Raw genomic sequence first — 22,128 nt, forward strand, 5'->3', positions numbered from 1 at the left:
CTCCGAGGAAGTCGGCCAGGATATGGCGCTGCTCTTCCTCGTGGGCGATCTGCTGCGCGAGCACGGCGCGGTCGACGTACGGGGCGACGGCGGCGAGGACCAGGCGCTGCAACTCGTCCGGTTCGAGGGCTTCGACCTCCCACTCACAGGATGGGCGGGGGCGAAGCCGTAGCGGCGAGCGAAGGCCGGCCGCCTGGGGTCACCGCGCTTGCCCTCAGTCTCGGGCAGTTCGTACTCGCGCTCCCGGCCGTAGGTGAGCAGCACCCGGGTAACCCGGCTCCAACAGCCGGTGCGCTCCACCCAGTCCCCGGCCAGGGTGCGGGCCGCGCGTGCGGTCCGCGGTGTTCGTCGGCGCGTGTCTCGTGCCGACCTCCGGTTATCCGTACGACCCGCTGGTCGTCGTTGCTCGTCATGGCAGTCAGTCTCCCTGGGTGGCGCGGGAGGCGGGCACGCAGGAGGTGTCGGTCCGGTGCCACGGCTTGTCGTATGGGCCGCCGCACGTACGACACGAGGGCCGTGGAGAGCGCGGCGGCTGGTCCCATCTGGCTGCTGGGTTCGGCCGGGTACTCACGGCCGGAGACCGTCACGACCAGGCGCGGCTCCGGGCAGGCACAGGGAGCGTCCGTCCGCCGGCACCCCGGTCCGGAGGCTTTGGGCTGGGAACGCGGCGAACTCATCGACCTGCCCTCCGCAGTCCTTGCCGCTGGCGAGACAGCCGGCCTCATTCCCTCCGAACGGTGCGTCGCCCTCCTCGCCGGCATCCGCAACGGCCTGCGGGCGCGGTCGTGGGCGGAGGGGCAGGGGACCCCGACGAGTGGATCTGGTCGGCCCAGCCCGTCCACGAACCGCTGATCAGCACGGAGACTTTCACCCGCGCGCAAGCCACGATGCCTACCCGTCGATCGGCGGGGTCCGAGCGCAGCCCTCGCACCACCAACCGCGCCTACGCGCTCCGGGGACGGCTGCGCTGCGGGATCTGTGGCCGCAAGATGCAGGGCAACTACAACAACGGCCAGCCCTACTACCGTTGCCGCTATCCATCCGAGTACGCCAAGAGTGCCACTCTCAACCATCCGCTGACGGTCTACGCGCGCCAGAACGCGATCCTGCCCCTGCTCGACGGCTGGATCGCCCGCGTCTTCGCCCCCGGCCATCTCAGCCGAACCCTCCAGGCCATGCGCGACTGCCAGCGGCAGCAATCTGCTCCCGCCCCGGCTCTGGAAGCAGTGCGGCGCGTCATCGCCGACTCGAAGCAGCGCATCACCCGGTACCGAGCCGCCCTTGACGCCGGAGCAAACCCCACCCTCGTCGCGGGATGGATCGCCGAGGCCCAAAACGAGCAGACCGCCGCCCGACAACAGCTCGCCACAGCGTCACGCACGAAGCAGGAAATCCTCACGGACGACCAGATCAACCACATGATCAAGACCCTCGGCAATATGGCCGACCGGCTCCGGGCCGCGGCCCCCGAGAACAAAGCCCCGCTCTACGCCGACTTCGGCCTTGAGCTGGAGTACCACGCAAATCAGCGGGTTGTGACCGTACGGTCACAACCCGCTGACATATGCGTAATTACGTGTCCGAGGGGGGACTTGAACCCCCACGCCCGATAAAGGGCACTAGCACCTCAAGCTAGCGCGTCTGCCATTCCGCCACCCGGACTAGGTGTGATCTTCACGGGGCGTTCCCCGCGGCGACATGGACAACAATACCAAGGTTTCGGAGTGCCTTTCACCTGCATATCCGTCCGCCACATAACCTCGATTTATGGGCAATGAGGGACATGTCGCGCATATCAGTGGTCCACGCAGGCCACGAGCGCTCTCGCCGCTGCGGGAGCATCTGCGGGACACCTTCTGGTTCGCGCCGACGGCGGGACTGGTGTTCTCGGTGCTGCTCTGGTGGGCGGCATCCGTGCTCGACCTGCAGATCATCGCGTTCCTGCAGCGTGCGCACGCGTACGAGGCGATCCGGGAACTGGTCTCGATCACCGAGGACACCAAGACGATCGTGACGACGATCAGCTCGGCGATGATGACCTTCATCGGTGTGGTCTTCAGCATCTCGCTGGTCGCGGTGCAGATGGCAAGCGGTCAGCTCACACCGCGAGTGGTGCGGATCTTCATCCGGAGCCGGATCAGCAAGATCACGCTCACCGTCTTTCTGGCGACCTTCCTGTTCTCGCTGCTGGTGCTCACCTCCTACGAGAGTGAGACCGATGTCCGGCAGGTCAGCTCGGTTCCGGTGGTGCAGAGCCTGCTGACGATGGTGTTGGTGGGGCTCAGCCTGATCCTGTTCATCGCGTATGTGTCGGCCACCTTGCGGCTGATGCAGGTGGGGCCGGTGGTCGACCGGATCACCCGGGAGGCGCTGCGGATGCTGGCGCGGCAGGGGACGGGCGGGGAGGGTGGGGTGGAGGTGGATTCACTGTCGCCCGAGACGGGGCGTATCGCGCACAGGGGGCGGGCCGGGGTCGTGCTGGATGTGCATGTGGCCCGGCTGGTGCGGGTGGCGCGGCGACAGGGCGTCGTCCTGCGGCTGATTCCGCGGATCGGGGACTTCGTGCTGCCGGGGACGCCGGTGCTCGCGGTGCACGGCGGGGCGCCGCCCCCGCGGCTGGTGCTGCGGTACACGGTGTCGGTGGGGGTGGAGCGCACCTTTCACCAGGATCTCGGGCTCGGGCTGCGGCAGCTCTCGGACATCGCGCTGCGGGCCCTGTCGCCGGCGGTGAACGACCCGACCACGGCCGTGCAGTGCCTGGACCGGATCGTGCAGCTTCTGGCGGCGGTGGTGAAGCGACCGCTCGGGGCGGTGCACCACCGGGACCGCCGGGGTGTGGTGCGGCTGGTGCAGAACGTTCCGGGCTGGACGGATCTGGTCGACCTGGGGCTGACCGAGATCCGGGGGTCCGCCGTGCACAGTCCGCAGGTGACCCGCCGGATCCTGGCCGGGATCGATGATCTGCTGCTGCTCGCGCCGGAGGAACGGCAAGAGCCGCTGCTGCGGCACCGCACACTCCTGTTGCAGGCGGTGGAACGTGCGGTGCCGACGGCGGCGGACCAGCGGTTCGCTTCGCACCCCGACCGGCAGGGGATCGGCTAGCCGCGCCGGCGGAGACGTCCAGCTCGGCTGTTACGTCCTGACCACCATGGCGATGCAGTCCCTGCTACGGGGCTTCCCCTCCGAGGCCGTCGATATGGCCCAGGCCGCCTTGAGTTTGACGAGTGCGTGGGAGAGGTCGTCGTGGTCCCACCGGGCGCCTACTGAACCTGAAAGCGTGATGTCGGGGCGTTCGCCGGACAGCGGGCTGGCGGGGCCGGTAATTCAGTGCGGGTGAGGTACGCACAGGGCGGCGGGATGACCGACACCGGGAGGACAGCGCGGGAGCGTTTACGGCATCCCGAACCGGCACGATTTCGCACGCCGACGTCAGCAGGCTGTGCATGCGGTGTCTGCTGAGTAGATCCGCCAACGGCTGACTCCGCGGTTCAGACGAGCAGAGCGCGCAGCGTCGGGGTGCGCCGGCGGGTCGGTGCCTAGTTGGCGAGAATCTGCCAGTTCTCGTGGTGGCGGCCGGTGCAGCCCAAGGCGTGCACCGGACGCAGCGCGAGCTTTCCCCGGGGATCGCGCGCGAAGCGGCTACTCCGAGGCGCTGAGCGTGGCGAGGAAGGCCAGAGCATCGGCTGTGGGGGTGCCCGGAGGGGCGTGGAGCAGCAGTACCTCCAGCTCCTGGGGGCCGGCTACCTGGAATTTTTCGACCAACAGTTCCATCGGGCCGACCTGCGGATGCTGTATGCGGAAGGTGACCTCTTGTGCGGTGCGTACGTCGTGGCGCGCCCACAGTCGGCGGAACCGTTCGCTTTTGAGGGAGAGCTCGCCGATCAGGGCGTGGAGGAGTTCGTCGTCGGTTTCGGTGCCGATCTGGGCGCGCAGGTGGGCCACGGCGGTGGCTGTGTACTGCTCCCAGTCGTCGCGGTAGTCGCGGGCTGCCTGCTCGGTGAAGAGCACACGCAAGCGGTTTATCCCGGGCTTCAGCTCCGGTGACAGGGCTCGGGCCATGTGGTTCGCGGCCAGCACGTCGCTGTACTTGTTGAACACCAGGGCGGGCACGTTGAGGGTTTGCAGCAGCAGGACGAGGTTCGCGGGCACGCGTTCGTCCCCAGGACCCGGCTCACGGCGCGTTCTGCGGCCGGTCAGCGACATCAGGTAGGCCGTGCCTTCGGCGTCCAGCTGGAGCACACCGGCCAGTGCGTGGATGACCTGGGCGGAAGGGTTGCGGTCGCGGCCCTGTTCCAGGCGCAGGTAGTACTCGACGCTGATACCCGCCAGCAGGGCTACTTCTTCACGGCGCAGCCCCGGCACCCGGCGTAGCCCGTGGCCGACCGGCAGGCCCGCCTCGGCCGGTGTGATGAGTTCGCGGCGGGCTCGCAGAAAGTCTCCGAGAGCGTTGTCCACGCCATCAGCTTATGCGGCCGCAATGGGGTGCGGGTGTCCCTGTCACTACCAGGAACGGCAGGAACTGGCACGCGCCATTGGCGCAGGTGAAGGTGTAGGTATGACGGCACAGACGTGGTTCATTACAGGGGTCAACAGCGGGTTCGGCCGGGAGCTGGCTGAGCAGCTTCTCGCGCGCGGTGACCGCGTCGCCGGGACGGTGCGGCGGGAAGGCTCGGTCGATGACCTGCGGGCCGAGTTCGGTGACCGGTTCTGGATCGGGCACCTCGACGTCACCGACCTGGCCCGGGTGCGGGAAGTCGTCGACGTCGCCTTCGACGAGCTGGGCCGCATCGACGTTGTGGTGATCAACGCGGGCTACGGCCTCTTCGGCGCCGCTGAGGAGTTCACCGACGAGCAGGTGGTCCACCAGATCACCACCAACCTGCTCGGCTCGATCCAGACCGCGCGAGCGGCCCTGCCGCCCCTGCGCGCCCAGGGCGGCGGCCGGATCATCCAGCTCTCCTCAGTCGCCGGCCTCGCCGCCCACCCCGGCGCCTCGCTCTACCACGCAGGAAAGTGGGGTGTCGAAGGATTCATGGAGGCCCTTGCCGCCGAGGTCGCCCCGTTCGGCATCGAGCTGACGATCGTCGAGCCCGGTGGTGCGCGTACCTCGTTCGCCGGCAACAGTCTGCAGCTGAGTGAGCCACTGGCCGCCTACGACAACACCCCGGCCGCGGCCGTGCGCGCCTTCAAGGACGTCGCCATACCGGTGCCCGGCGATCCGGTCAAGGTCGCTGCCAAGATCATCGACAGTGCGTCCCAGCAACCTGCGCCGATGAGGCTGGTGCTGGGCAGCGACTGCTACCAGGGCGCCACCGCCGCGCTGCGCAAGCGCCTGGCCCAGATCGAGCCGCAGCAGGCCAGTGCCGCCGAGACCGACGCATACGTGTGAACACCCCCGCCCGTGCCACAGGCTTCACCGCTTGCCACACAGGCTGAATCACAGGAGCACCACACCCCCATGGACACCATCGACGTCAAGACGACGGCCGGAACGGTCAGAGGCACGCTCACCGGGCAGATCGCCGCGTTCAAGGGCATCCCCTACGCCGAGGCGCCATTCGGCCCGAACCTCTTCCAGCCACCCGTCCCCCGCAGCAGCTGGGAGGGCGTACGGGAGTGCACCGACTATGGCCCGCGTTGCCCGCAGCCGTCCTCGGGCCTGTTCACCGACCGGGCGACCGGCGAGGACTGCTTGTCAGTCAACGTATGGGTGCCCCAGGGCGCCTCCCGGCTGCCGGTCCTGTTCTGGATCCACGGCGGCGGCTTCCTCATGGGCTCCAACGCCGATCCGGGAACGGACGGCACCTCCTTCGCCCGCGACGGCGTGATCCTCGTCAGCTGCAACTACCGCCTCGGCGCGCTCGGCTTCCTGCATGCCGGACACCTCGACGACGCCTACGCCACCGCCTCGGGCGCCTACGGTCTGGCCGACCAGATCGCCGCACTGCGCTGGACTCGGGACAACATCGCCCGCTTCGGCGGCGACCCCGACAACATCACCATCTTCGGCAGCTCCGCAGGCGGTACATTCGTCAACTCCCTGCTCGGCTGCCCCGACGCGCAGGGCCTGTTCCAGCGCGCGGTCTCGCAAAGCGCCGCCGGCGCACCCGTGTTCGGCTACCCCGCCCACTCGGCCGAGGCCATCGCCGACATCATGCTCGCCAAGCTCGGCGTGCCCCGACTTGACCTGCCCACCCTCGCCCCGGACCGCATCCTCGAAGCACAGCGCGAGATCATGTCCGAGGTGCAGCGCGGAGAACACCCTCAGTGCGGCCGGATGACCATCCCCTTCGTTCCTCTGACCAGCGGCGACCTTCTGCCCCGCCCGCCCTACGACGCCATCGCCGACGGCGTGGGCGCCGACGTCGCACTGATCATCGGCACCAACCGCGACGAGTGCACCCTGTACGGGCTGATGGAGGAAATGGGCGCCTCAGAGACGGGCATGTCACCGGGGGCATGGGATGCCGACCCGGCACTGCAGCAGCAGATTCTCAACGTCTACGAACGCAGCCACGAGCAAGACTCTCCGATCTCGCCAGAGATTTCGATGACTTCCGACCGGGCGTTCCGCATCCCCTCCCTGCGCATCGCGGAAGCGCACCAGCGCGCCGGCGGCTCGACCCGCGTCTATCAGTTCGCCTGGCGCAGCCCCGCTTTCGACGGACGCGTCGGCGCCTCCCACGGCATCGAAGGCCCCTTCGTCTTCGACGACTTCGCCCTGCCCATCACCCGAGCCCTCATCGGAGATCAGGCACCGGAGAACGTCATCGCAGCTATGCACGGAGCCTGGACCTCGTTCGCCGCCACCGGCCACGTACCCGCCTGGCCCCAGTACACGACGCCCGGCCGCCCGACCATGGTCTTCAACGAGACCACTGGCGTCGTAGACGACCCGGACAGCGCCGGGCGGACAGCCTGGGATGACGTCAACCTGCGCCTCTGACCATTTCGGCACAACGCGAGCGCACGCACGCACCAGTGCAACGACTACTTGAGCTTGAGGCCGTGATGTCTGGCCCCGGGCACAGCCATGACTGCAGCAGCTGCTCCCGGCCTGGGCTGGCGATGCCTTGCCCCTCTGGGCCCTTGTACGCTGTCGCCTCATCCTCGCTGACCAAGAGAGACCATCACGGAGGGCAGCATGCCGGACGCCCTGAGCCGGCTCGCGAAGCTGTTTCCGCCCCCTGCTGTGCCGGTGGCCTCTCCTCCGTGGGAGCGATCCCGGGCAGAGATCGGCCTGGACTTTCCGTCGGACTACCGGGCCTTCGTCGACCTCTACGGCGCAGGGAGTTCGGCACTCCTGACTCATTGGCCTGCCACGTGCACGCACCTACCTCCCGTCCTCTCCCCGGAGGGCGCGAGACCGGCTTCAAGGGCTACATCGAGTGGCATGCCTCGGAAATGGACGACCTCTTCGGCCCCGAGCTCGACCAGGAAGACGACACCAAGCCCGCGTACCGGATGTTCCCAGAACCCCAAGGCCTGCTGATCTGGGGCGAAAACGAGCAAGGCGACCTGTACTTCTGGCTCACTTCGGATGGCGATCCCGCCCAGTGGCCGGTAGTGATGTGGGCGCGCGGGCCCGTGACTACCTACCGGTTCGAGAGGGGCATGGTCGACGTACTGCTCCAGAGCGCGCAAGGCGAGATCCCGAACGTTCGGGCGATGCGCTCCCCACAGCGCCGTTGGACGATGACGTCCGACTGGCATCACGACCGACTGAACATCTCCGCAGGCCCGGCGTCCAGCTAGGACTTGTCCGGGCGATCACGTTCGTAGCCAGATGGTGAGGGCTGCTGCTGTCGCGGTGCCGAGGTAGACGTAGCCGCTACGGCATCAGGTGGTAATCGGGGAAGTTGCCCGGCAGACGTTCCGGTTCCGGGCCCTCGGTCACCGCGCGGACGAGGAGTTCGCCGCCGACGAACGCGCCGCTCCAGGAGTTGCCGAAACCGCCGAACAGCTCATCGCGGTCGCCGCGGGAGCGGGGTTTGCCGTGGCCGACCTTGAAGGCGCGGATCTGCGGGGCGAGACGGTCGAACGTGTCGGAGTCGTCGCAGGAGAGGCTGGCGACCAGGGCGCCGTTGCTGGCGTTCATGGCGGCGAGGAGTTCGGCCTCGGTGTCGACGAGGACGAGGGTGTCGACGGGGCCGAAGGGCTCGGCGTGATGGAGCGGGGAAGAGGGGGGCGGGGCGAGCAGAGTGGTGGGCGGGAAGTACGCCGAGGTGTCCTGGGAGGGCAGGAAGCGGCCGTCGGCAAGGCTGCCGCGGTGCAGAGGGACGGCGCCCCGGGAGATCGCCTCGGTGGTGAGGTCGGCGAGTTCCTTGGCCTTGGCGGCATTGATCAGCGGGCCGAAGTCGAGTTCGGGGAGCGGGTCGTCGGGGTCGGCGACGGCCAGGGGGTGGCCGAACCGGACGCTGCGGACGGCCGGGAGGTAGGCGGTGAGGAAGTCGGCGAAGGCCTCGCGCTGGACGACGAAGCGGGGGTAGGCGGTGCAGCGCTGCTTGGCGTAGTCGAAGGTCTTGCGCACCAGGGGGGTCAGCGCCTGCCAGTCGGTGAAGTTCCAGATGCCCCAGGTGTTGAGGCCCTCTTGTTCGAGGATGTGGCGTTTGCCGAGGTCGGCGACGGCGGTGGCGACACGAGCGCCGGTGTCCCGGCCACCGACGAAGGAGACGCAGCCGATCTCCGGCGAGCGCACGAGAGAGGGCGAGAGCTCCTTGCCGCTGCCGCTGACGAGGGTGGCCGGCACCCCCTCGCGGGCGGCCAGGGCGCAGGCGAGGGTGAGACAGACCAGACCGCCGTCGGTGGGGGTCTTGGCGATCACCGCGTTGCCGGCCAGCGCCTGGACGAGCATCGCGTGGATCAGCACCGACATCGGGTAGTTCCAGCTGGCGATGTTGCTGACCGGGCCGGGCAGCGGCGTGCGGTCGGCGAGCATCCGGTCGATCTCGGAGACGTACCAGCGGACGCCGTCGATGGCGCGGTCGACATCGGCCTGCGCGAGCTTCCAGGGCTTGCCGATCTCCCAGACGAGCAGCAGTGCGAGCAGTTCGCGGTGTTCGGTCAGCGCGTCCAGGGTGGCGGAGATCCGCGCCTTGCGCTCGCTCAGCGGGACCTGGCGCCAGGCCCGGTGCTGGTCGAGGGAGGCCCGTACGGCGTGCAGCGCGGCGTCCGCGTCAAGGCGGGGCGGGCCGGCGATCGGGGTGCCGTCGACGGGGCTGGTGGCGGGCAGCGGGTCGCCGTCCGGGTGCCAGGCAGCTGCCCAGAGGTTCAGGGCCTGGTCGTCGCGGAAGGCTTCGGGGGCCGCGGCCAGGCTGCGCTGCCAGGCGTCCTGCCAGGACGTTCCGGGTTTGCGCAGGAGCGTCGGGGCGGGTGGGGTGCGCGTGTCCCGCTGTGGGGTCGAGGGGGATTCGGCGGTGGGGGCCATCGGTTGTCTCCGCTCTCGGTGCACGGCCGGAGGGGCAGGGTGGTGGCGCTCGGGCGGCTCCCGGAGGAACCGTGTTACTGGACGGTAGTGGGCATGGTGGCGCTGCGGGACGGGTCCGGCGTCAGGTATGGCGAGTGTCACTCGGCGCGGGCGACGGGGCCAGCTGGGTGAGGCGACCGCGTGGCCCCCGGCCACGGCGCGGGCCGCCGTCGGCCGTCCGCGGCCGGCCGGCGGCCCCGGTGTCCGGCACCAGCCTGCCGTGGGCGCCATGGAGTTCCCCGGCTTCGGTACACGACGAGGGTGGGCGGTGCCGCGATGGCACCGCCCACCCTCGTCCGTCGTGCGTACCGGCTCAGCCGGCGGCAGGCTCGGCCGGCTCCTCCGACTTCCCCTGCGTACGGTCGGCGATCGCCCGGTGGTGGCGGACGACCTCCCCGATGATGAAGTTGAGGAACTTCTCGGCGAATGCCGGATCCAGCTTGGCGTCCTCGGCCAGCCGGCGCAGCCGCTCGATCTGCGCGGCCTCACGGGCCGGGTCGGCGGGCGGGAGGCGGTGCCGGGCCTTGAGTTCGCCGACCTGCTGGGTGCACTTGAAGCGCTCGGCGAGCAGATGCACCAAGGCGGCGTCCAGATTGTCGATGCTGCCGCGCAGATAGCTCAGCCGTTCACGGGCCGCCTGGTCGGCGACGGCGGCCGCGTCGCCGGTCGCCGGTGCTGTCCCCTCGCTCATGTGCGTCTCGCCATTCGTGATCGGTCGGATGCCTGGTGCGTGTCGTGCTGCTGATGCGTCATTCGTCATGCGTGATCGGGTGCACATTACCCGGCCGGTGGCCGGCGGCCGGGCCGGTCTCGCGGATCGGAACGGAGCGAAGCCGGTCCGGCCGCGGCGGGGGAACCGGACCGGTCGGAGCGGAGGAACCGGACCGGTCGGAGCAGGGGAACCAGTCCGGTCGGAACGGGGAAACCGGACCGGCCGGAGCGGGCCGCGTGACCTCGGTGGACGGGCGGCGGTCCCGGCCTGCGGGCGAACGACGGGATGTCGAAGACCGGCCCTGACGCGTACGGCGGAAGGCTGCGCTTCGGGCATTTCCTTTGCATGGGTGGGGTGTTGACGGACGGTCCGTGGACCGCCTGCCGCCAACCGGCGGGCGAGTCCGGCGCCAGGAGGGGCGCCTCCTGCGAGAATGCGCCCGACCGAACCAGGCCGCCGACCGACCATCGGCGCCCGACAGCGCAGGGGGTATCCGACACATGGGCAGGGATCGCATCCGGATCGCAGGGGCCGATGTCGCCGTCGTGGGCGGCAGCATCGCCGGCTGCGCCACAGCACTCGCCGCACACCGGGCCGGCGCGGGCCGGGTCACCATCCACGAACGCACCACCGGCCGTCTCGCGGACCGCGGGGTCGGCCTCGCGATGCACAACGCCCGGTACGCCGAGCTCGCGGCCGCCGGCTATCTGGACGCCGCCATGCCCTGGGTCCGGTTGGCCAACCGCCGCTGGTACGTACGCGACGGCGCCGCTCCGCTCGGCCGCCAGATCGGCGTCCTGCCCTTCCCGTTCCGCTCGTACTGCTGGGGACCGCTCTGGCAGGAGTTACGGCGGCGGCTGCCGGGAGAGACCGTCTTCCGGTCGGGGGTGCGGGTGGACGCGGTCAGCGACACCGCGGACGGCGTCACGCTGCATCTCGACGGCGGCTCGGGCGATGAGGACGACCGCGAGCGGCACCAAGGCAGCGAAGGCGACGAGGGCAGCGGCGAAGGGCACCACGGCGACAAGGGCAGCGGCAAGGGGCACCACGGCGACGGGGGCAGCGACGGCAGCGGCCCGCGGTCCCACTCCGGCGCCGGTCGCCAAGCGGAGACCCGCGCCGGTCGCCGGGCGGAGCGCTTCGACCTGGTCATCGGCGCGGACGGTTATCGCTCGATGGTCCGCGGCACCGCGTTTCCCGGCGTACGGCCCGACTACGCCGGCTACCTCGCCTGGCGCGGCGCCGTCCCCGCCGACCGTCTGGCGGCGCTCAGCTTCCCCGGCCTGCCGGCCGACCCCTGGGCGGAGGAGGACTGCATCTACGGCGTCTTCCCCGGCGGCCATGTCATCATCTACCGCATCCCGGACGGTCACGGGGGCCACCGCGCGAACTGGGTCCTGTACACCGCCCCGCCCGCGGGCCTCGACCTGGGACTGGACACCCCCACCAGCCTGCCGCCGGGCACCCTCACCGATGCCCTGCACGCCCATCTCACGTACGTCACGGGCGAGTTGCTGCCGCCCTACTGGGGCGGGCTGATGCAACTGACGGAACGTCAGGAGACGTTCATCCAGCCGATGTACGACTTCACCGCGCCGCGCTACACCGCCGGCCGGCTGCTGCTCGCGGGCGATGCGGCCACCGTCGCCCGCCCGCACACCGGCGCCGGTGCGGTCAAGGCACTGCAGGACGCCGCCGCCCTGGAAACCGCGCTGCGCGCCGCACCGGAGCGGCCCGACGCGCTGACGGCATACGGCGCCGAGCGCGGCGCGACCGGCCGGACGATGGTCGAGCTGGGGCGCCGGCTGGGCGGCTTCCTGGTCCAGGACACCCCGGACTGGACGACGCTGGACCAGGCCGGGCTGGAGGCGGCCTGGTCGGCGGCCGACGGCTCCGGCGCATTCGGCGGCCGCGAACTGAAGAACTGACCTCTGCGGGCGCGACGCTCCGTCGGTCGGCAGAGCGGCCGACGGAGCGGCCGACGCCGCTGGTGATCCGGCAATCCCCGTACAGGAGAATGAGCACGTCGAGGTCACCCCGCCGCGCGGCCACCCGGTGACCACGACGCCACGCTTGCACCACGGGCCGCCCCGGCCCTCCGCACAGACAGCACCGGGAGCGAGCCGCCCGGTGCGGACGGGACTGATCAGACATGGGACGGGTCACCGAGCGACGCCGCGTCATCCGCATCCGCGACGGTGCCGTGAGCACCCGCCCGGACACCCTTGTGGCCGAGGAGCCGCTGGAGATACGGCTCGGCGGCAAGCCGCTGGCCATCACGATGCGCACACCGGGTGACGACTTCGCGCTCGCCGCCGGCTTCCTCGTCAGCGAAGGCGTGCTGGCGAGCGCCGACGAGCTGGCGAACATCGTCTACTGCGCGGGCGCGACGGCGGACGGCCAGAACACGTACAACGTGGTGGACGTCCGGCTCGCGGAGGGGGTCCCGGTCCCGGACATCACCCTGGAGCGCAACGTCTATACGACGTCGTCGTGCGGGCTGTGCGGCAAGGCCAGCCTGGACGCGGTGCGCACCACGACCCGCTGGCCCCTGGACCCCTCCCCCGCCGCCCCGGTCCGCATCGCCCCGGCGACGCTCGCGGCCCTGCCCGACCGGCTGCGGGCCGCCCAGCGCGTATTCGAGCGGACCGGGGGGCTGCATGCCGCGGCGCTGTTCACGACGGACGGCGAGCTGCTCGACATCCGGGAGGACGTGGGGCGGCACAACGCCGTCGACAAGATCGTGGGGCGGGCGCTCCAGCAGGGCCAACTGCCTTTGTCGTCGGGTGTGCTGATGGTCTCCGGCCGGGCGTCGTTCGAGCTGGCACAGAAGGCCGTGATGGCGGGCATTCCCGTGCTGGCCGCGGTCTCGGCACCCTCCTCACTCGCCGTCGACCTGGCCGCCGAGACCGGACTGACCCTGGTCGGGTTTCTGCGCGGCTCCTCGATGAACGTCTACGCGGGCGAGCAGCGCATCGCCCTGCCCGCAGAAACCGCCACGGACACGGACTGAGGCCACGCACCGCCGCACCCGCGGGCGGGCGGCCCCGGGAACGGGCGGGCCCATGGGTGGGCGAATCCATGGGCCTGCGGGCTGACGGGTGAGCGGACCCACGGGTGAGCGGACCCATCGTCGGGCGGCTCCCCGCGCCGACCGGGCCCGTGGCTCACTCCCCCGGGAGCGCGATCCGGGTCAGCAACGCGACCAGCTGTTCGCGTTCGGCCGGGGTCAGGTCCGCGGTCAGCTCCGCGTTGGCCTCGTCCCCGAGCCGCTCGGTGCACCGCAGCCGCCGCCGGCCGTCGGCGGAGATCTCGATGGCGTTCTTGCGGCGGTCCCGGGGGTCGGGGCTGCGGGTCACCAGTCCTTCCTTCTGCAGATCATTGACGATCGCAACCATGTCCTTGGGGTCGATGCTCAGTGTCCGGCCGAGCTCCGCCTGGGAGACCGGGCCGAGTTCCCCGACCGCCGACAGGACGGCGTGGTGCATCATCCGCATGCCTTCGGCGGCCAGGGCGTCGGCGACGAGGCGGTGGCCACGGGCGGCGGCGCGGCCCAGCAGCCAGCTGGGGAGCGCGCGGATACGGCTGGGGGCGTACGGGGTGTCGGCCATGGGGCCACCGTACCGAGCGTGCCATTGGCGAGCCCAACGAAAAACCATTGGCGTGTCCAATGGTTTGCATTATCGTTGGACCCACCAATGAAGTCCGGCCGGTGCATGCCGCCCGACGACCGTGCGGCCTGTCCGGCTGCCATCCGGCCGCCGTGTGCCGTTCGACGATCCCGGAGGTGCCGGCCCATGCGTCGCGTCCGATTCCATACCTACGGCGGCCCCGAGGTCCTGTGTGCCGAGGAGGCCGAGGCACCGGTGCCCGGTCCCGGTGAACTGCTGGTGCGCACGGAGGCGATCGGGGTCACGCTGCCGTGCGTACGACGGGTGCGCGGCGACGGCAACGGCGGCGGCGATCCGCTGCCCGCCACACCCGGCGGCGAGATCGCCGGTTCGGTCGTCGCGGTCGGCCCGGACGTCACCGGCTTCGCCCCCGGCGACCGCATCACCTCGCTCACCCTCACCGGCTCCTACACCGAACTCGCCCTCGCACCCGCCTTTCTGGCAAGCCGGATACCGGACGGCGCGAGCGTCGTGGAGGCGGTGGCGCTGGTGCGCGGCGGGCAGGTCGCGCTCGCCGCACTGAGCACCGCCGCACCGCGGGGCGCCGAGTCCGTACTGATCACCGGCGCGGCCAGTGGCACCGGGCATCTCGCCGTCCAACTGGCCAAGCTCCAGGGGGTGCCGCGGGTGGTTGCCGCCGTCAGCTCGGCCGCCAAGGCGGATTTCCTGTACGGGCTGGGCGCCGATGAGGTGGTGGTCTATGGCCAGGAGTCCTGGGGAGAGCCGGCCGATATCGTCCTGGACGGCGTCGGCGGCGAGCTGCTGCCGCGCGCACTGGCCGCGCTGGCTCCCGGTGGCCGGCTGGTCTTCTTCAACTCCGGTGGCGGGACGGTCCCGGCACATGAGCTGCTGGCGGGGGCCAAGACGATCACCGGGCTGACGATGCCCCGCTTCTCCACCGTGCACCGGGAGCTGTACGAGCAACACCGGGCGCGACTGTGGGAGCTGGCCGGTTCCGGCCGGCTGCGGGCCGCGGTCCATGCCGAACTGCCGCTGGACGAGGCCGCGAAGGCGCACGCGATCATCGAAGGCCGGGCCAACCTGGGAAAGGTGGTACTACGGCCGTAGGGCACAGCGGTCGCGGGCGGCACACCAGGCGCACCCGGCCCTCGCACCGCAGCGGGCGCACCCGGCGCAGTGCCTGAGGGCCGGGAGAGTGCATCACGGCCGCGGCACGGAGAACGGGCGCACGCTCCTTGTCGCGGTCCGCACGCGGCGGTAGCTTCCGTCGCGATGCACACATAGGACGTGGGACGTCCTGATGACCCGACGCCGATGCCTCGAAGGGCAGGCCGGACCACACCGGCCGCCACCACCCAGGCCGTGACCCATGACGCCTACAACGACGGCAGCTGGCGCCATCTGGCGCTGCGCCGTACCGGCGGCCGGCTGCTGCTCACCGTGGACGGCGGGGAGACCACCGTCGCCCCCGATGTCCCGGGGTCGCTCAGCAGCGGTTCGGTCTTCGGCGTGCACCTGGGCCAGAAGCCCGACAGCCGCGTCCAGTTCACCGGCGTGCTGGACGAGGTACGCGTCTACCGGCGGGCCCTGACCGACGCCGAACTGGTTCGGTGTGCGCGGGGAGAACGCCCCGGTGAACGGCGCGTTGGCCCTGGGACTGCCACTGGACCGGGTACGCGGGGGCCCGCAGCGCTGACCCGGCCGGCGAAGCGACGGCCTGCCCGGACACCGCGCCGGGCAGACCTCAGCTCCGGGCCCCGCTCACCGCCGCACCGGCCGCGGACGCCGCGGCGGCCGCGCTGTCCGCACCGGCTCCCGTCGCCGCCGGCTCCGCTGCCGTGTGCGCCGCGAACCGCTTCGCCAGGACCGCGCACACCATCAACTGCATCTGGTGGAACACCATCAGCGGCAGCACCGCCAACCCCGCCTGCGCGCCGAAGAGCACGCTGGCCATCGGCAGACCGGACGCCAGGCTCTTCTTGGAACCCGCGAACGTGATCGCGATCCGGTCCTCACGGCGGAAGCCGAGCCGCTTCGCGCCGTACGAGGTGGCCGTCAGCATCACCGCGAGCAGCACCGCCTCCACTCCCAGCAGGCACAGCAGCCGCAGGGTCGAGACCTGGTGCCAGATGCCCTGGACCATGCCGGCGCTGAAGGCGGTGTAGACGACGAGCAGGATCGAGCCGCGGTCCACATGGCCGAGGACCTTCTTGTGGCGGAGGAGGACGCCGCTGATCCAGCGTCGCAGCAGCTGCCCGGCCACGAACGGGAGCAGCAGTTGGCAGACGATCGACAGCAGTGAGCCGGCCGAGAAGCCACCGCCGTCCCCGTGCAGGACGAGCCCCGCCAGCAGCGGCGTGACGACGATGCCGACGAGGCTGGAGAACGAGCCGGCGCAGATCGCCGCGGCGACATTGCCGCGGGCGATGGAGGTGAAAGCGATCGAGGACTGGACCGTCGACGGCACCAGGCACAGGAACAGCAGCCCGGTGTGGAGCGCGGGCGTCAGGACGTAGGGGACCAGGGCGCGCGCGGCCAGGCCGAGCACCGGGAAGAGGATGAAGGTGCAGGCCAGGACGGTGAGATGGAGCCGCCAGTGGCGCAGTCCGGCCATCGCCTCGCGGGTGGAGAGCCGGGCCCCGTAGAGGAAGAAGAGCAGCGCGACGGCTCCGGTGGAGGAGCCCTCGGCGACGGTGGCGGCCGGTCCGCGGGCGGGCAGCAGCGCCGCCAGGGCGACCGTGCCCACCAGCGCCAGGAGGTATCCGTCCACGGGCAGCCAGGAGGGGAGCTTCGGCAAAGGGCGGCGCATGGTCTCTCTTCGGTCGTTCGGCGGCTCGCGGGCAGTGGCATGGCCACGGCCACTCCAGGGTGCCGGGACCTGCGGCGATCAGGAACCCCTCTTACCGTGGTCACTGTGATGACGTTTCGCGATGACCCACCGGGCACGATGAGAGTCACGCGTCGTGCGGAGCCGCAGCGGCGGATGCCGGCGGCGCACGGCGGAGGCGGACGCCGGAGGCGACTCCAGGGGTGGATGCCAGGGGTGGACGCCAGGGGCGGTCGCCAGGGGCGGTCGCCAGGGGACGCCAGGAGACGCCAGAGGACGCCAGGACGGACGGCAGAGACAGCGGTGGACCGCAGCCATGGAGGGCCCGTGTTCGATCCCGCACAGTTGCGCACCTTTCTCGCCGTGGCGCAGACGCTGAGTTTCACCCAGGCCGCGCACCGGCTCGGGCTGCGGCAGTCGACCGTGAGCCAGCACGTACGCAAGCTGGAGGAGGCCGCCGGGCGCCGGCTGTTCGCCCGGGACACCCATGGCGTGGAGCTGACCGAGGACGGCGAGGCGATGCTCGGCTTCGCCCGCACGATCCTGGAGGCGAACGAGCGGGCCGCGAGCTTCTTCGCCGGGACCCGGCTGCGCGGCAGGCTCCGCTTCGGTGCCTCCGAGGACTTCGTGCTGACCCGGATGCCGGAGGTCCTCGAAGGGTTCCGGCGGGATCACCCCGAAGTCGATCTGGAGCTGACTGTCGAGCTGTCGGGAACCCTGCACGAGCTGCTGGCGGCCGGGCGGCTCGATCTCGTCCTTGCCAAACGGCGCCCGGATGAGTCCCGCGGACGGCTGGTGTGGCGCGACCGGCTGGTGTGGGTGGGCGCCGAGCGGCTGCGCCTCGATCCGCGGCGCCCGGTGCCGTTGGTCGTCTACCCGCCGCCCGCCCTGACCCGTGCCCGCGCTCTGGAGGCACTGGAGCGCGCGGGCCGGGAATGGCGGATCGCCTGCACCAGCGGAAGCCTGAACGGGCTGATCGCCGCAACTCGGGCAGGCCTGGGCGTAATGGCACATACGAGAGGCATGATTCCATCAGGACTGGTACAGATTCAGCCACGTACCGGGCTTCCGGAACTCGGCGGAGTGGACTTCGTTCTTCTGTACGGACCGCCCAACCGCGCGGCGCGGGGCCCCGCGGAGGCCCTCGCGGAAGCGATCCTGGCGGGCGGCGACCGCCTGCAGCTTCCCTAGTGCGTATCCCGCCCTGACCCGCCAACAAGCCCTGACCACGGGCTTCGCGGCGGGCCGCCCGGCCGGCCCGCCGTCAGGTGCAGAGATTTGGTGCAGATATGGTCCCGGCGTCGTGACCGTCCGGCGTTGAACCTGCCGGGTCGTGTCCAGGCTTCTCCGAAGTAACCCGATTTCGACAGTTGGCTGAATCCCGTGCAGCCGGATCCGCGACGTGGTACGGCTCTGCCGGATGCCATCACGTTGGGGTACGGTCGCGGCCTTGTGAGCAACACCACGAGGAGCTGGGTCATTGCGCGAGTTCACCGTCCCGCCTTTGGCGACCGCGCCCCGGGTCGGCGGGCTGGCAGATGTCATCTACGAGCACGCCGAAGCGGATCCCGAACGCGTCGCCATCGCCCGTAAGGACGACGCGGGCAACTGGCAGAACGTCACCGCCGGACAATTCCGGGACGAGGTCATCGCGCTGGCCAAGGGCCTGCTCGCACAGGGCGTCCGGTTCGGCGACCGCGTCGGCATCATGTCCCGGACGCGTTATGAGTGGACCCTGTTCGATTTCGCGCTGTGGTCGATCGGCGTCCAGTCCGTGCCGCTGTATCCGACGTCGTCGGCGGATCAGGTCTTCTGGATGCTGCACAACGCGGGCGTCTCGGCATGCCTGGTCGAGCACGAGGACCATGCGATGACCGTCGGCTCGGTCATCGACCGGCTGCCGCAGCTGCGCAAGCTGTGGCAGCTGGACGCCGATCCGGTGGCCGAACTGACCGCGGCGGGTGCGCATCTCGACGACGATGTCGTGCACCGCCACCGGATGGCCGTCACTCCGGACGCCACCGCGACGATCGTCTACACCTCCGGCACCACCGGCCGCCCCAAGGGCTGCCTGATCACGCACGCCAACTTCATGGCCGAGTCCGACAACATCCTGCTGCGCTACGAGCGGGTCTTCCACTCCAAGCCCGGCGACGAGGCCGCCACACTGCTGTTCCTGCCGCTGGCGCATGTCTTCGGGCGGATGGTCCAGGTCGCCGCGCTCCGCGGCCGGGTCAAGCTGGCCCACCAGCCCGAGCTCGCGGCCCGTGCGCTCCTGCCCGACCTGCAGACCTTCCAGCCGACCTTCATCCTCGCGGTGCCGTACATCTTCGAGAAGGTCTTCGCCGCGGCCCGGCGCCGGGCGGAGGCCGACGGCAAGGTCGGGCCGTTCGACAAGGCCGTCGAGATCGCGGTCCGCTATGCCGAGGCGCAGGAGAACAAGGCCTTCGGCACGGGGGCCGGCCCCGGCGCCTCGCTGCGGATGCAGCATCAGCTCTTCGACAAGCTGGTCTACAGCAAGGTCCGGGCGGCGATGGGCGGCCGGGTGCGGCATGCGATGTCGGGCGGCTCGGCGATGGAGCGCCGGCTCGGACTGTTCTTCGCCGGCGCCGGTGTACGGATCTTCGAGGGCTACGGACTGACGGAGAGCACCGCGGCGGCCACCGCCAACCCGCCCGAGCGGACCCGCTTCGGCACCGTCGGCACCCCCGTCCCGGGCACCACCGTGCACATCGCGGAGGACGGCGAGATCTGGCTGTACGGCGGGCAGGTCTTCCACGGCTACCACAACGACCCCAAGGCGACGGACGCCGTGCTGCACGACGGTTGGTTCTCCACCGGCGACCTGGGCGCGCTGGACGAGGACGGCTATCTGACGATCACCGGCCGCAAGAAGGAAGTCCTGGTCACCTCCGGTGGCAAGACGGTCTCGCCGGTGGGTCTGGAGGAGCGGGTGCGGGCGCATCCGCTGGTCGCCCAGTGCATCGTCGTCGGCAACGACCGGCCGTTCATCGCCGCGCTGGTGACCCTGGACCCGGAGGCGGTCGCCCACTGGCTGGCCATGCGGGAGAAGCCGGAGATGCCGCCGACCGACCTGGTGCGCGACCCGGATCTGGAGACCGAGATCCGCCGTGCCGTGGTCGCCGCCAACACGCTGGTCTCGCAGGCCGAGTCGATCCGTACGTTCCGGATACTGGCCAACCAGTTCAGCGAGGAGCACGGGCTGCTGACGCCGTCGCTGAAGCTCAAGCGCAAGGCGATCGAGACGGCGTACGAGGTCGAGGTGGACGCGCTGTACCAGGCGTGAGGGGCGGGGGCGGCCTCGGTGCGGCCGCCCCCGCGCCCGGCGTCACCGGCGCCCGGCGCTCCCCGTCCGGTCCTCTCGTGGTGCTCTGCGCCGGTGCGTTCACCCTCGGCGAACTCACCGTCGCGACCCGCCCCGCGACCGCGGAAGAGCGGGCCCGGCCGGCCCCGCCCCCGGCGGGCACACAGGAACGCTCCGCTTTTTCCGCATCACGTCGGCATCACCTCGGCATCAAAGGGAATGAGCGATTCCGGATGACCGTTGACATCCATGAACGAGAAAGCCGACGTAAGGACCGATCCCCCCGTGAGCAAGGTTTTGTCCATCAAGCTCAACAACGGCGTCACGATGCCGCAGCTCGGCTTCGGCGTCTGGCAGATACCGGACGACCAGGCGTTCACTGCCGTCGGCCACGCCCTGGACGCCGGGTACCGCAGCATCGACACCGCGGCGATCTACGGCAACGAAGAGGGCACGGGCAAGGCGCTCGCCGCATCCGGAATCCCCCGTGACGAGCTGTTCGTCACGACCAAGCTCTGGAATGCCGACCAGGGCTACGAGTCCACGCTGCGCGCCTTCGACACCTCCCTCACCAAGCTCGGCCTGGAGTACGTGGATCTCTACCTGATCCACTGGCCGCTCCCGTCGAAGGGTCTGTACGCCGAGACGTACAAGGCCTTCGAGAAGATCTACGCGGAGGGCCGCGCGAAGGCCATCGGCGTCTCGAACTTCCTCCCCGGACACCTGGAGCGGCTGCTCGGCGAGACGTCCGTCGTCCCGGCCGTCAACCAGATCGAGCTGCACCCTCAGTTCCAGCAGGCCGAGTCACGCGCCTTCCACGCCGGGCACACCATCGTGACCGAGGCCTGGTCGCCGCTCGGCCAGGGCAAGGGCCTCCTTCAGGACCCGACGATCGCCACGCTCGCCGCCAAGCACGGCAAGACCCCCGCCCAGGTGGTCCTGCGCTGGCACCTCCAGCTCGGCAATGTCGTCATCCCGAAGTCCGTCACCCCCTCGCGCATCGCCGAGAACATCGACGTCTTCGACTTCGATCTGGACGACGACGACCTCGCCGCGCTCGCCGGCCTGGAAACCGGCAACCGTCTCGGCTCGGACCCGGCCACCTTCGACGTGGCCTGACGGCCCACGCCCGGTATCGGCGCCGCCCGGCTCGTCCGGGCGGCGCCGTGACGTACCCGAGTGGCGCCGTGACGTACCCGAGTGGCGGGCCCGGCGGACGGCAGGAAGTCTGGAGGGTGAGCGCGGGGTGGCTCCGGCAGCATGCCGGCAAGAGCCGCAGCCCCTGCGCTCCGCCCTGCTCCTTCCCCATGCCCAGGGCATGGGAGGTGCCCCCATCGAGGAGGCCACGATGCCTGAAGTCACCTCTCCCTACCAGCCCGGGACGCCCTGCTGGATCGATCTCGCGGCCCCTGACCAGCAAGCCGCCATCGACTTCTACTCCGACGTCTTCGGGTGGACCGGGGAGATCGGGCCCCCGGAGAACGGCGGCTACGCCGTCTGCACGCTGAACGGCAAGCCGGTGGCCGGCATCATGGCCGCGGTCCCGATGGGCGGTCAGCCCGCGCCGCCGACCGTATGGACCACCTATCTGACGGCCGCCGACGCGGAGGCCACCTCCGAGGGGGTGAGCAAGGCCGGGGGCACGCTCCTGATGCCCGCCATGGACGTGATGACGCTCGGCCGGATGGGTATCGCGGCCGACCCCACCGGAGCGGTGTTCGGTATCTGGCAGCCCGTGGACTTCCCCGGCGCCGGCATCGTGAACGAGCCCGGCGCACTGATCTGGAACGAGCTCAACACCACCGGCCCGTCCGCCGGCGCGGCGTTCTACAAGGCGGCGTTCGGTATCGAGAGCGCCCCCATGGAAGGCGCCGAGAACTACTACGCCCTCACGGTGAACGACCGGCCGGTGGGCGGTATGCAGCCGATGTCCGAACAGATGCCGGCCGACACTCCCTCGCACTGGCTGGTGTACTTCGCGGTGGCGGACACCGACGCCACCGTCGACAAGATCACCACGGCCGGTGGCGCGGCGCTTCAGCGGCCCTTCGACATGGTCGCCGGCCGGATGGCGGTGGTGACCGACCCGCAGGGTGCGACCTTCGCCGTGATCAACCCGAAGCCGATGGATCAGGGCTGACCCGGGACGTCGCGGTCTGACGCAGC

The 22,128-nt window shown here is 70.6% G+C and carries 18 protein-coding genes, 1 tRNA gene and 3 pseudogenes; 16 read left to right on the plus strand and 6 right to left on the minus strand.

The genetic code is table 11. From position 1 onward, the window contains the following. Window positions 1-22: 22 nt before the first annotated feature. From ACWGJY_RS20060 to ACWGJY_RS20070, 3 genes and pseudogenes are all read left to right on the plus strand, one after another. Entirely contained in the window at window positions 23-172 is a 150-nt protein-coding gene (locus tag ACWGJY_RS20060) for a hypothetical protein (RefSeq protein WP_453262158.1), read from the plus strand. A gap of 488 nt (window positions 173-660) precedes the next feature. Further along, window positions 661-768 (plus strand): annotated as a pseudogene (locus ACWGJY_RS20065) (site-specific DNA-methyltransferase); the annotation flags it as partial. A 119-nt stretch (window positions 769-887) separates the two neighbouring features. Beyond that, window positions 888-1,613, plus strand: coding sequence for a zinc ribbon domain-containing protein (locus ACWGJY_RS20070; protein ID WP_453262159.1), 726 nt, complete (start codon window positions 888-890; stop codon window positions 1,611-1,613). Here ACWGJY_RS20070 and ACWGJY_RS20075 read toward each other — a convergent pair. After that, window positions 1,578-1,662: transfer RNA gene (locus ACWGJY_RS20075), tRNA-Leu, on the minus strand. The two genes, ACWGJY_RS20070 and ACWGJY_RS20075, sit on opposite strands and share 36 nt — an antisense overlap. A 105-nt stretch (window positions 1,663-1,767) precedes the next feature. Between ACWGJY_RS20075 and ACWGJY_RS20080 the strand changes: the two genes are divergently transcribed. Continuing rightward, on the plus strand, window positions 1,768-3,102 hold the full coding sequence (locus ACWGJY_RS20080; RefSeq protein WP_453262160.1) for a DUF2254 domain-containing protein: 1,335 nt from the start codon (window positions 1,768-1,770) through the stop codon (window positions 3,100-3,102). Beyond that, window positions 3,101-3,211: pseudogene (locus ACWGJY_RS20085) on the plus strand (sporulation protein); the annotation flags it as partial. The gene ACWGJY_RS20080 and the pseudogene ACWGJY_RS20085, both read left to right, overlap by 2 nt. A 428-nt stretch (window positions 3,212-3,639) precedes the next feature. On the opposite strand, the gene ACWGJY_RS20090 reads toward ACWGJY_RS20085, so the two are convergent. Further along, a complete protein-coding gene (locus tag ACWGJY_RS20090; RefSeq protein ID WP_453262161.1) occupies window positions 3,640-4,455 on the minus strand; it encodes a helix-turn-helix domain-containing protein in 816 nt (271 codons plus the stop codon). Between the two features lie 100 nt (window positions 4,456-4,555). Here ACWGJY_RS20090 and ACWGJY_RS20095 point away from each other — a divergent pair, with 100 nt between their 5' ends. From ACWGJY_RS20095 to ACWGJY_RS20105, 3 genes are all read left to right on the plus strand, one after another. Further along, complete coding sequence (locus tag ACWGJY_RS20095; protein WP_453262162.1) at window positions 4,556-5,389, plus strand: SDR family oxidoreductase; 834 nt, start codon at window positions 4,556-4,558, stop codon at window positions 5,387-5,389. A gap of 69 nt (window positions 5,390-5,458) precedes the next feature. Continuing rightward, entirely contained in the window at window positions 5,459-6,946 is a 1,488-nt protein-coding gene (locus ACWGJY_RS20100; protein ID WP_453262163.1) for a carboxylesterase/lipase family protein, read from the plus strand. A 458-nt stretch (window positions 6,947-7,404) separates the two neighbouring features. Next, a complete protein-coding gene (locus ACWGJY_RS20105; protein WP_453262164.1) occupies window positions 7,405-7,755 on the plus strand; it encodes a hypothetical protein in 351 nt (116 codons plus the stop codon). 76 nt (window positions 7,756-7,831) lie between these two features. Here the strand turns inward: ACWGJY_RS20105 and ACWGJY_RS20110 are convergent, their stop codons facing one another. Together ACWGJY_RS20110 and ACWGJY_RS20115 are read right to left on the minus strand one after the other, a co-directional pair. Continuing rightward, window positions 7,832-9,427, minus strand: a complete 1,596-nt coding sequence (locus ACWGJY_RS20110; protein ID WP_453262165.1) for an aldehyde dehydrogenase family protein — start codon at window positions 9,425-9,427, stop codon at window positions 7,832-7,834. Window positions 9,428-9,779: 352 nt separating this feature from the next. Further along, entirely contained in the window at window positions 9,780-10,157 is a 378-nt protein-coding gene (locus ACWGJY_RS20115; protein WP_453262166.1) for a chorismate mutase, read from the minus strand. A gap of 521 nt (window positions 10,158-10,678) precedes the next feature. Between ACWGJY_RS20115 and ACWGJY_RS20120 the strand changes: the two genes are divergently transcribed. Then, window positions 10,679-12,106, plus strand: a complete 1,428-nt coding sequence (locus ACWGJY_RS20120) for an FAD-dependent monooxygenase (RefSeq protein WP_453262167.1) — start codon at window positions 10,679-10,681, stop codon at window positions 12,104-12,106. 224 nt (window positions 12,107-12,330) lie between these two features. Further along, complete coding sequence (gene fdhD, locus ACWGJY_RS20125) at window positions 12,331-13,191, plus strand: formate dehydrogenase accessory sulfurtransferase FdhD (protein ID WP_453262168.1); 861 nt, start codon at window positions 12,331-12,333, stop codon at window positions 13,189-13,191. 154 nt (window positions 13,192-13,345) lie between these two features. Here fdhD and ACWGJY_RS20130 read toward each other — a convergent pair whose 3' ends face one another. After that, the gene (locus ACWGJY_RS20130) at window positions 13,346-13,789 is read right to left on the minus strand and encodes a MarR family winged helix-turn-helix transcriptional regulator (protein WP_453262169.1); all 444 of its coding nucleotides are present in this window, start codon (window positions 13,787-13,789) and stop codon (window positions 13,346-13,348) included. 186 nt (window positions 13,790-13,975) lie between these two features. Between ACWGJY_RS20130 and ACWGJY_RS20135 the strand changes: the two genes are divergently transcribed. Next, on the plus strand, window positions 13,976-14,917 hold the full coding sequence (locus tag ACWGJY_RS20135) for a quinone oxidoreductase family protein (RefSeq protein ID WP_453262170.1): 942 nt from the start codon (window positions 13,976-13,978) through the stop codon (window positions 14,915-14,917). A gap of 207 nt (window positions 14,918-15,124) precedes the next feature. Next, window positions 15,125-15,352: pseudogene (locus ACWGJY_RS20140) on the plus strand (LamG domain-containing protein); the annotation flags it as partial. Between the two features lie 202 nt (window positions 15,353-15,554). Here ACWGJY_RS20140 and ACWGJY_RS20145 read toward each other — a convergent pair. Next, entirely contained in the window at window positions 15,555-16,619 is a 1,065-nt protein-coding gene (locus ACWGJY_RS20145; RefSeq protein ID WP_453262171.1) for a bile acid:sodium symporter family protein, read from the minus strand. Between the two features lie 345 nt (window positions 16,620-16,964). Here ACWGJY_RS20145 and ACWGJY_RS20150 point away from each other — a divergent pair, with 345 nt between their 5' ends. The 4 genes from ACWGJY_RS20150 to ACWGJY_RS20165 all read left to right on the plus strand — a co-directional run bounded on the left by ACWGJY_RS20150 (window position 16,965) and on the right by ACWGJY_RS20165 (window position 22,102). Further along, window positions 16,965-17,828 carry a LysR family transcriptional regulator gene (locus ACWGJY_RS20150; protein WP_453262172.1) on the plus strand — a complete coding sequence of 288 codons (864 nt, stop codon included), beginning with the start codon at window positions 16,965-16,967 and terminating at the stop codon, window positions 17,826-17,828. Window positions 17,829-18,117: 289 nt separating this feature from the next. Beyond that, window positions 18,118-19,944 (plus strand): AMP-dependent synthetase/ligase, encoded by a 1,827-nt coding sequence (locus ACWGJY_RS20155; protein ID WP_453262173.1) that lies wholly within the window; start codon window positions 18,118-18,120, stop codon window positions 19,942-19,944. A gap of 303 nt (window positions 19,945-20,247) precedes the next feature. Further along, entirely contained in the window at window positions 20,248-21,081 is an 834-nt protein-coding gene (locus ACWGJY_RS20160; protein ID WP_453262174.1) for an aldo/keto reductase, read from the plus strand. A gap of 229 nt (window positions 21,082-21,310) precedes the next feature. Further along, window positions 21,311-22,102: a VOC family protein gene (locus ACWGJY_RS20165; RefSeq protein WP_453262175.1), complete on the plus strand. Its 792-nt coding sequence runs from the start codon at window positions 21,311-21,313 to the stop codon at window positions 22,100-22,102. Window positions 22,103-22,128 lie beyond the last annotated feature (26 nt).

It is taken from the genome of Streptomyces sp. NPDC054765 (assembly GCF_053612065.1).

Excerpts from the sequence above, each read along its gene's own strand:
- ACWGJY_RS20060 (WP_453262158.1), top strand. The coding sequence starts at position 23 with ATGGCGCTGCTCTTCCTCGTGGGCGATCTGCTGCGCGAGCACGGCGCG.
- ACWGJY_RS20070 (WP_453262159.1), top strand. The coding sequence starts at position 888 with ATGCCTACCCGTCGATCGGCGGGGTCCGAGCGCAGCCCTCGCACCACC.
- ACWGJY_RS20080 (WP_453262160.1), top strand. The coding sequence starts at position 1,768 with ATGGGCAATGAGGGACATGTCGCGCATATCAGTGGTCCACGCAGGCCA.
- ACWGJY_RS20095 (WP_453262162.1), top strand. The coding sequence starts at position 4,556 with ATGACGGCACAGACGTGGTTCATTACAGGGGTCAACAGCGGGTTCGGC.
- ACWGJY_RS20100 (WP_453262163.1), top strand. The coding sequence starts at position 5,459 with ATGGACACCATCGACGTCAAGACGACGGCCGGAACGGTCAGAGGCACG.
- ACWGJY_RS20105 (WP_453262164.1), top strand. The coding sequence starts at position 7,405 with ATGGACGACCTCTTCGGCCCCGAGCTCGACCAGGAAGACGACACCAAG.
- ACWGJY_RS20110 (WP_453262165.1), bottom strand. The coding sequence starts at position 9,427 with ATGGCCCCCACCGCCGAATCCCCCTCGACCCCACAGCGGGACACGCGC.
- ACWGJY_RS20115 (WP_453262166.1), bottom strand. The coding sequence starts at position 10,157 with ATGAGCGAGGGGACAGCACCGGCGACCGGCGACGCGGCCGCCGTCGCC.
- ACWGJY_RS20120 (WP_453262167.1), top strand. The coding sequence starts at position 10,679 with ATGGGCAGGGATCGCATCCGGATCGCAGGGGCCGATGTCGCCGTCGTG.
- fdhD (WP_453262168.1), top strand. The coding sequence starts at position 12,331 with ATGGGACGGGTCACCGAGCGACGCCGCGTCATCCGCATCCGCGACGGT.
- ACWGJY_RS20130 (WP_453262169.1), bottom strand. The coding sequence starts at position 13,789 with ATGGCCGACACCCCGTACGCCCCCAGCCGTATCCGCGCGCTCCCCAGC.
- ACWGJY_RS20135 (WP_453262170.1), top strand. The coding sequence starts at position 13,976 with ATGCGTCGCGTCCGATTCCATACCTACGGCGGCCCCGAGGTCCTGTGT.
- ACWGJY_RS20145 (WP_453262171.1), bottom strand. The coding sequence starts at position 16,619 with ATGCGCCGCCCTTTGCCGAAGCTCCCCTCCTGGCTGCCCGTGGACGGA.
- ACWGJY_RS20165 (WP_453262175.1), top strand. The coding sequence starts at position 21,311 with ATGCCTGAAGTCACCTCTCCCTACCAGCCCGGGACGCCCTGCTGGATC.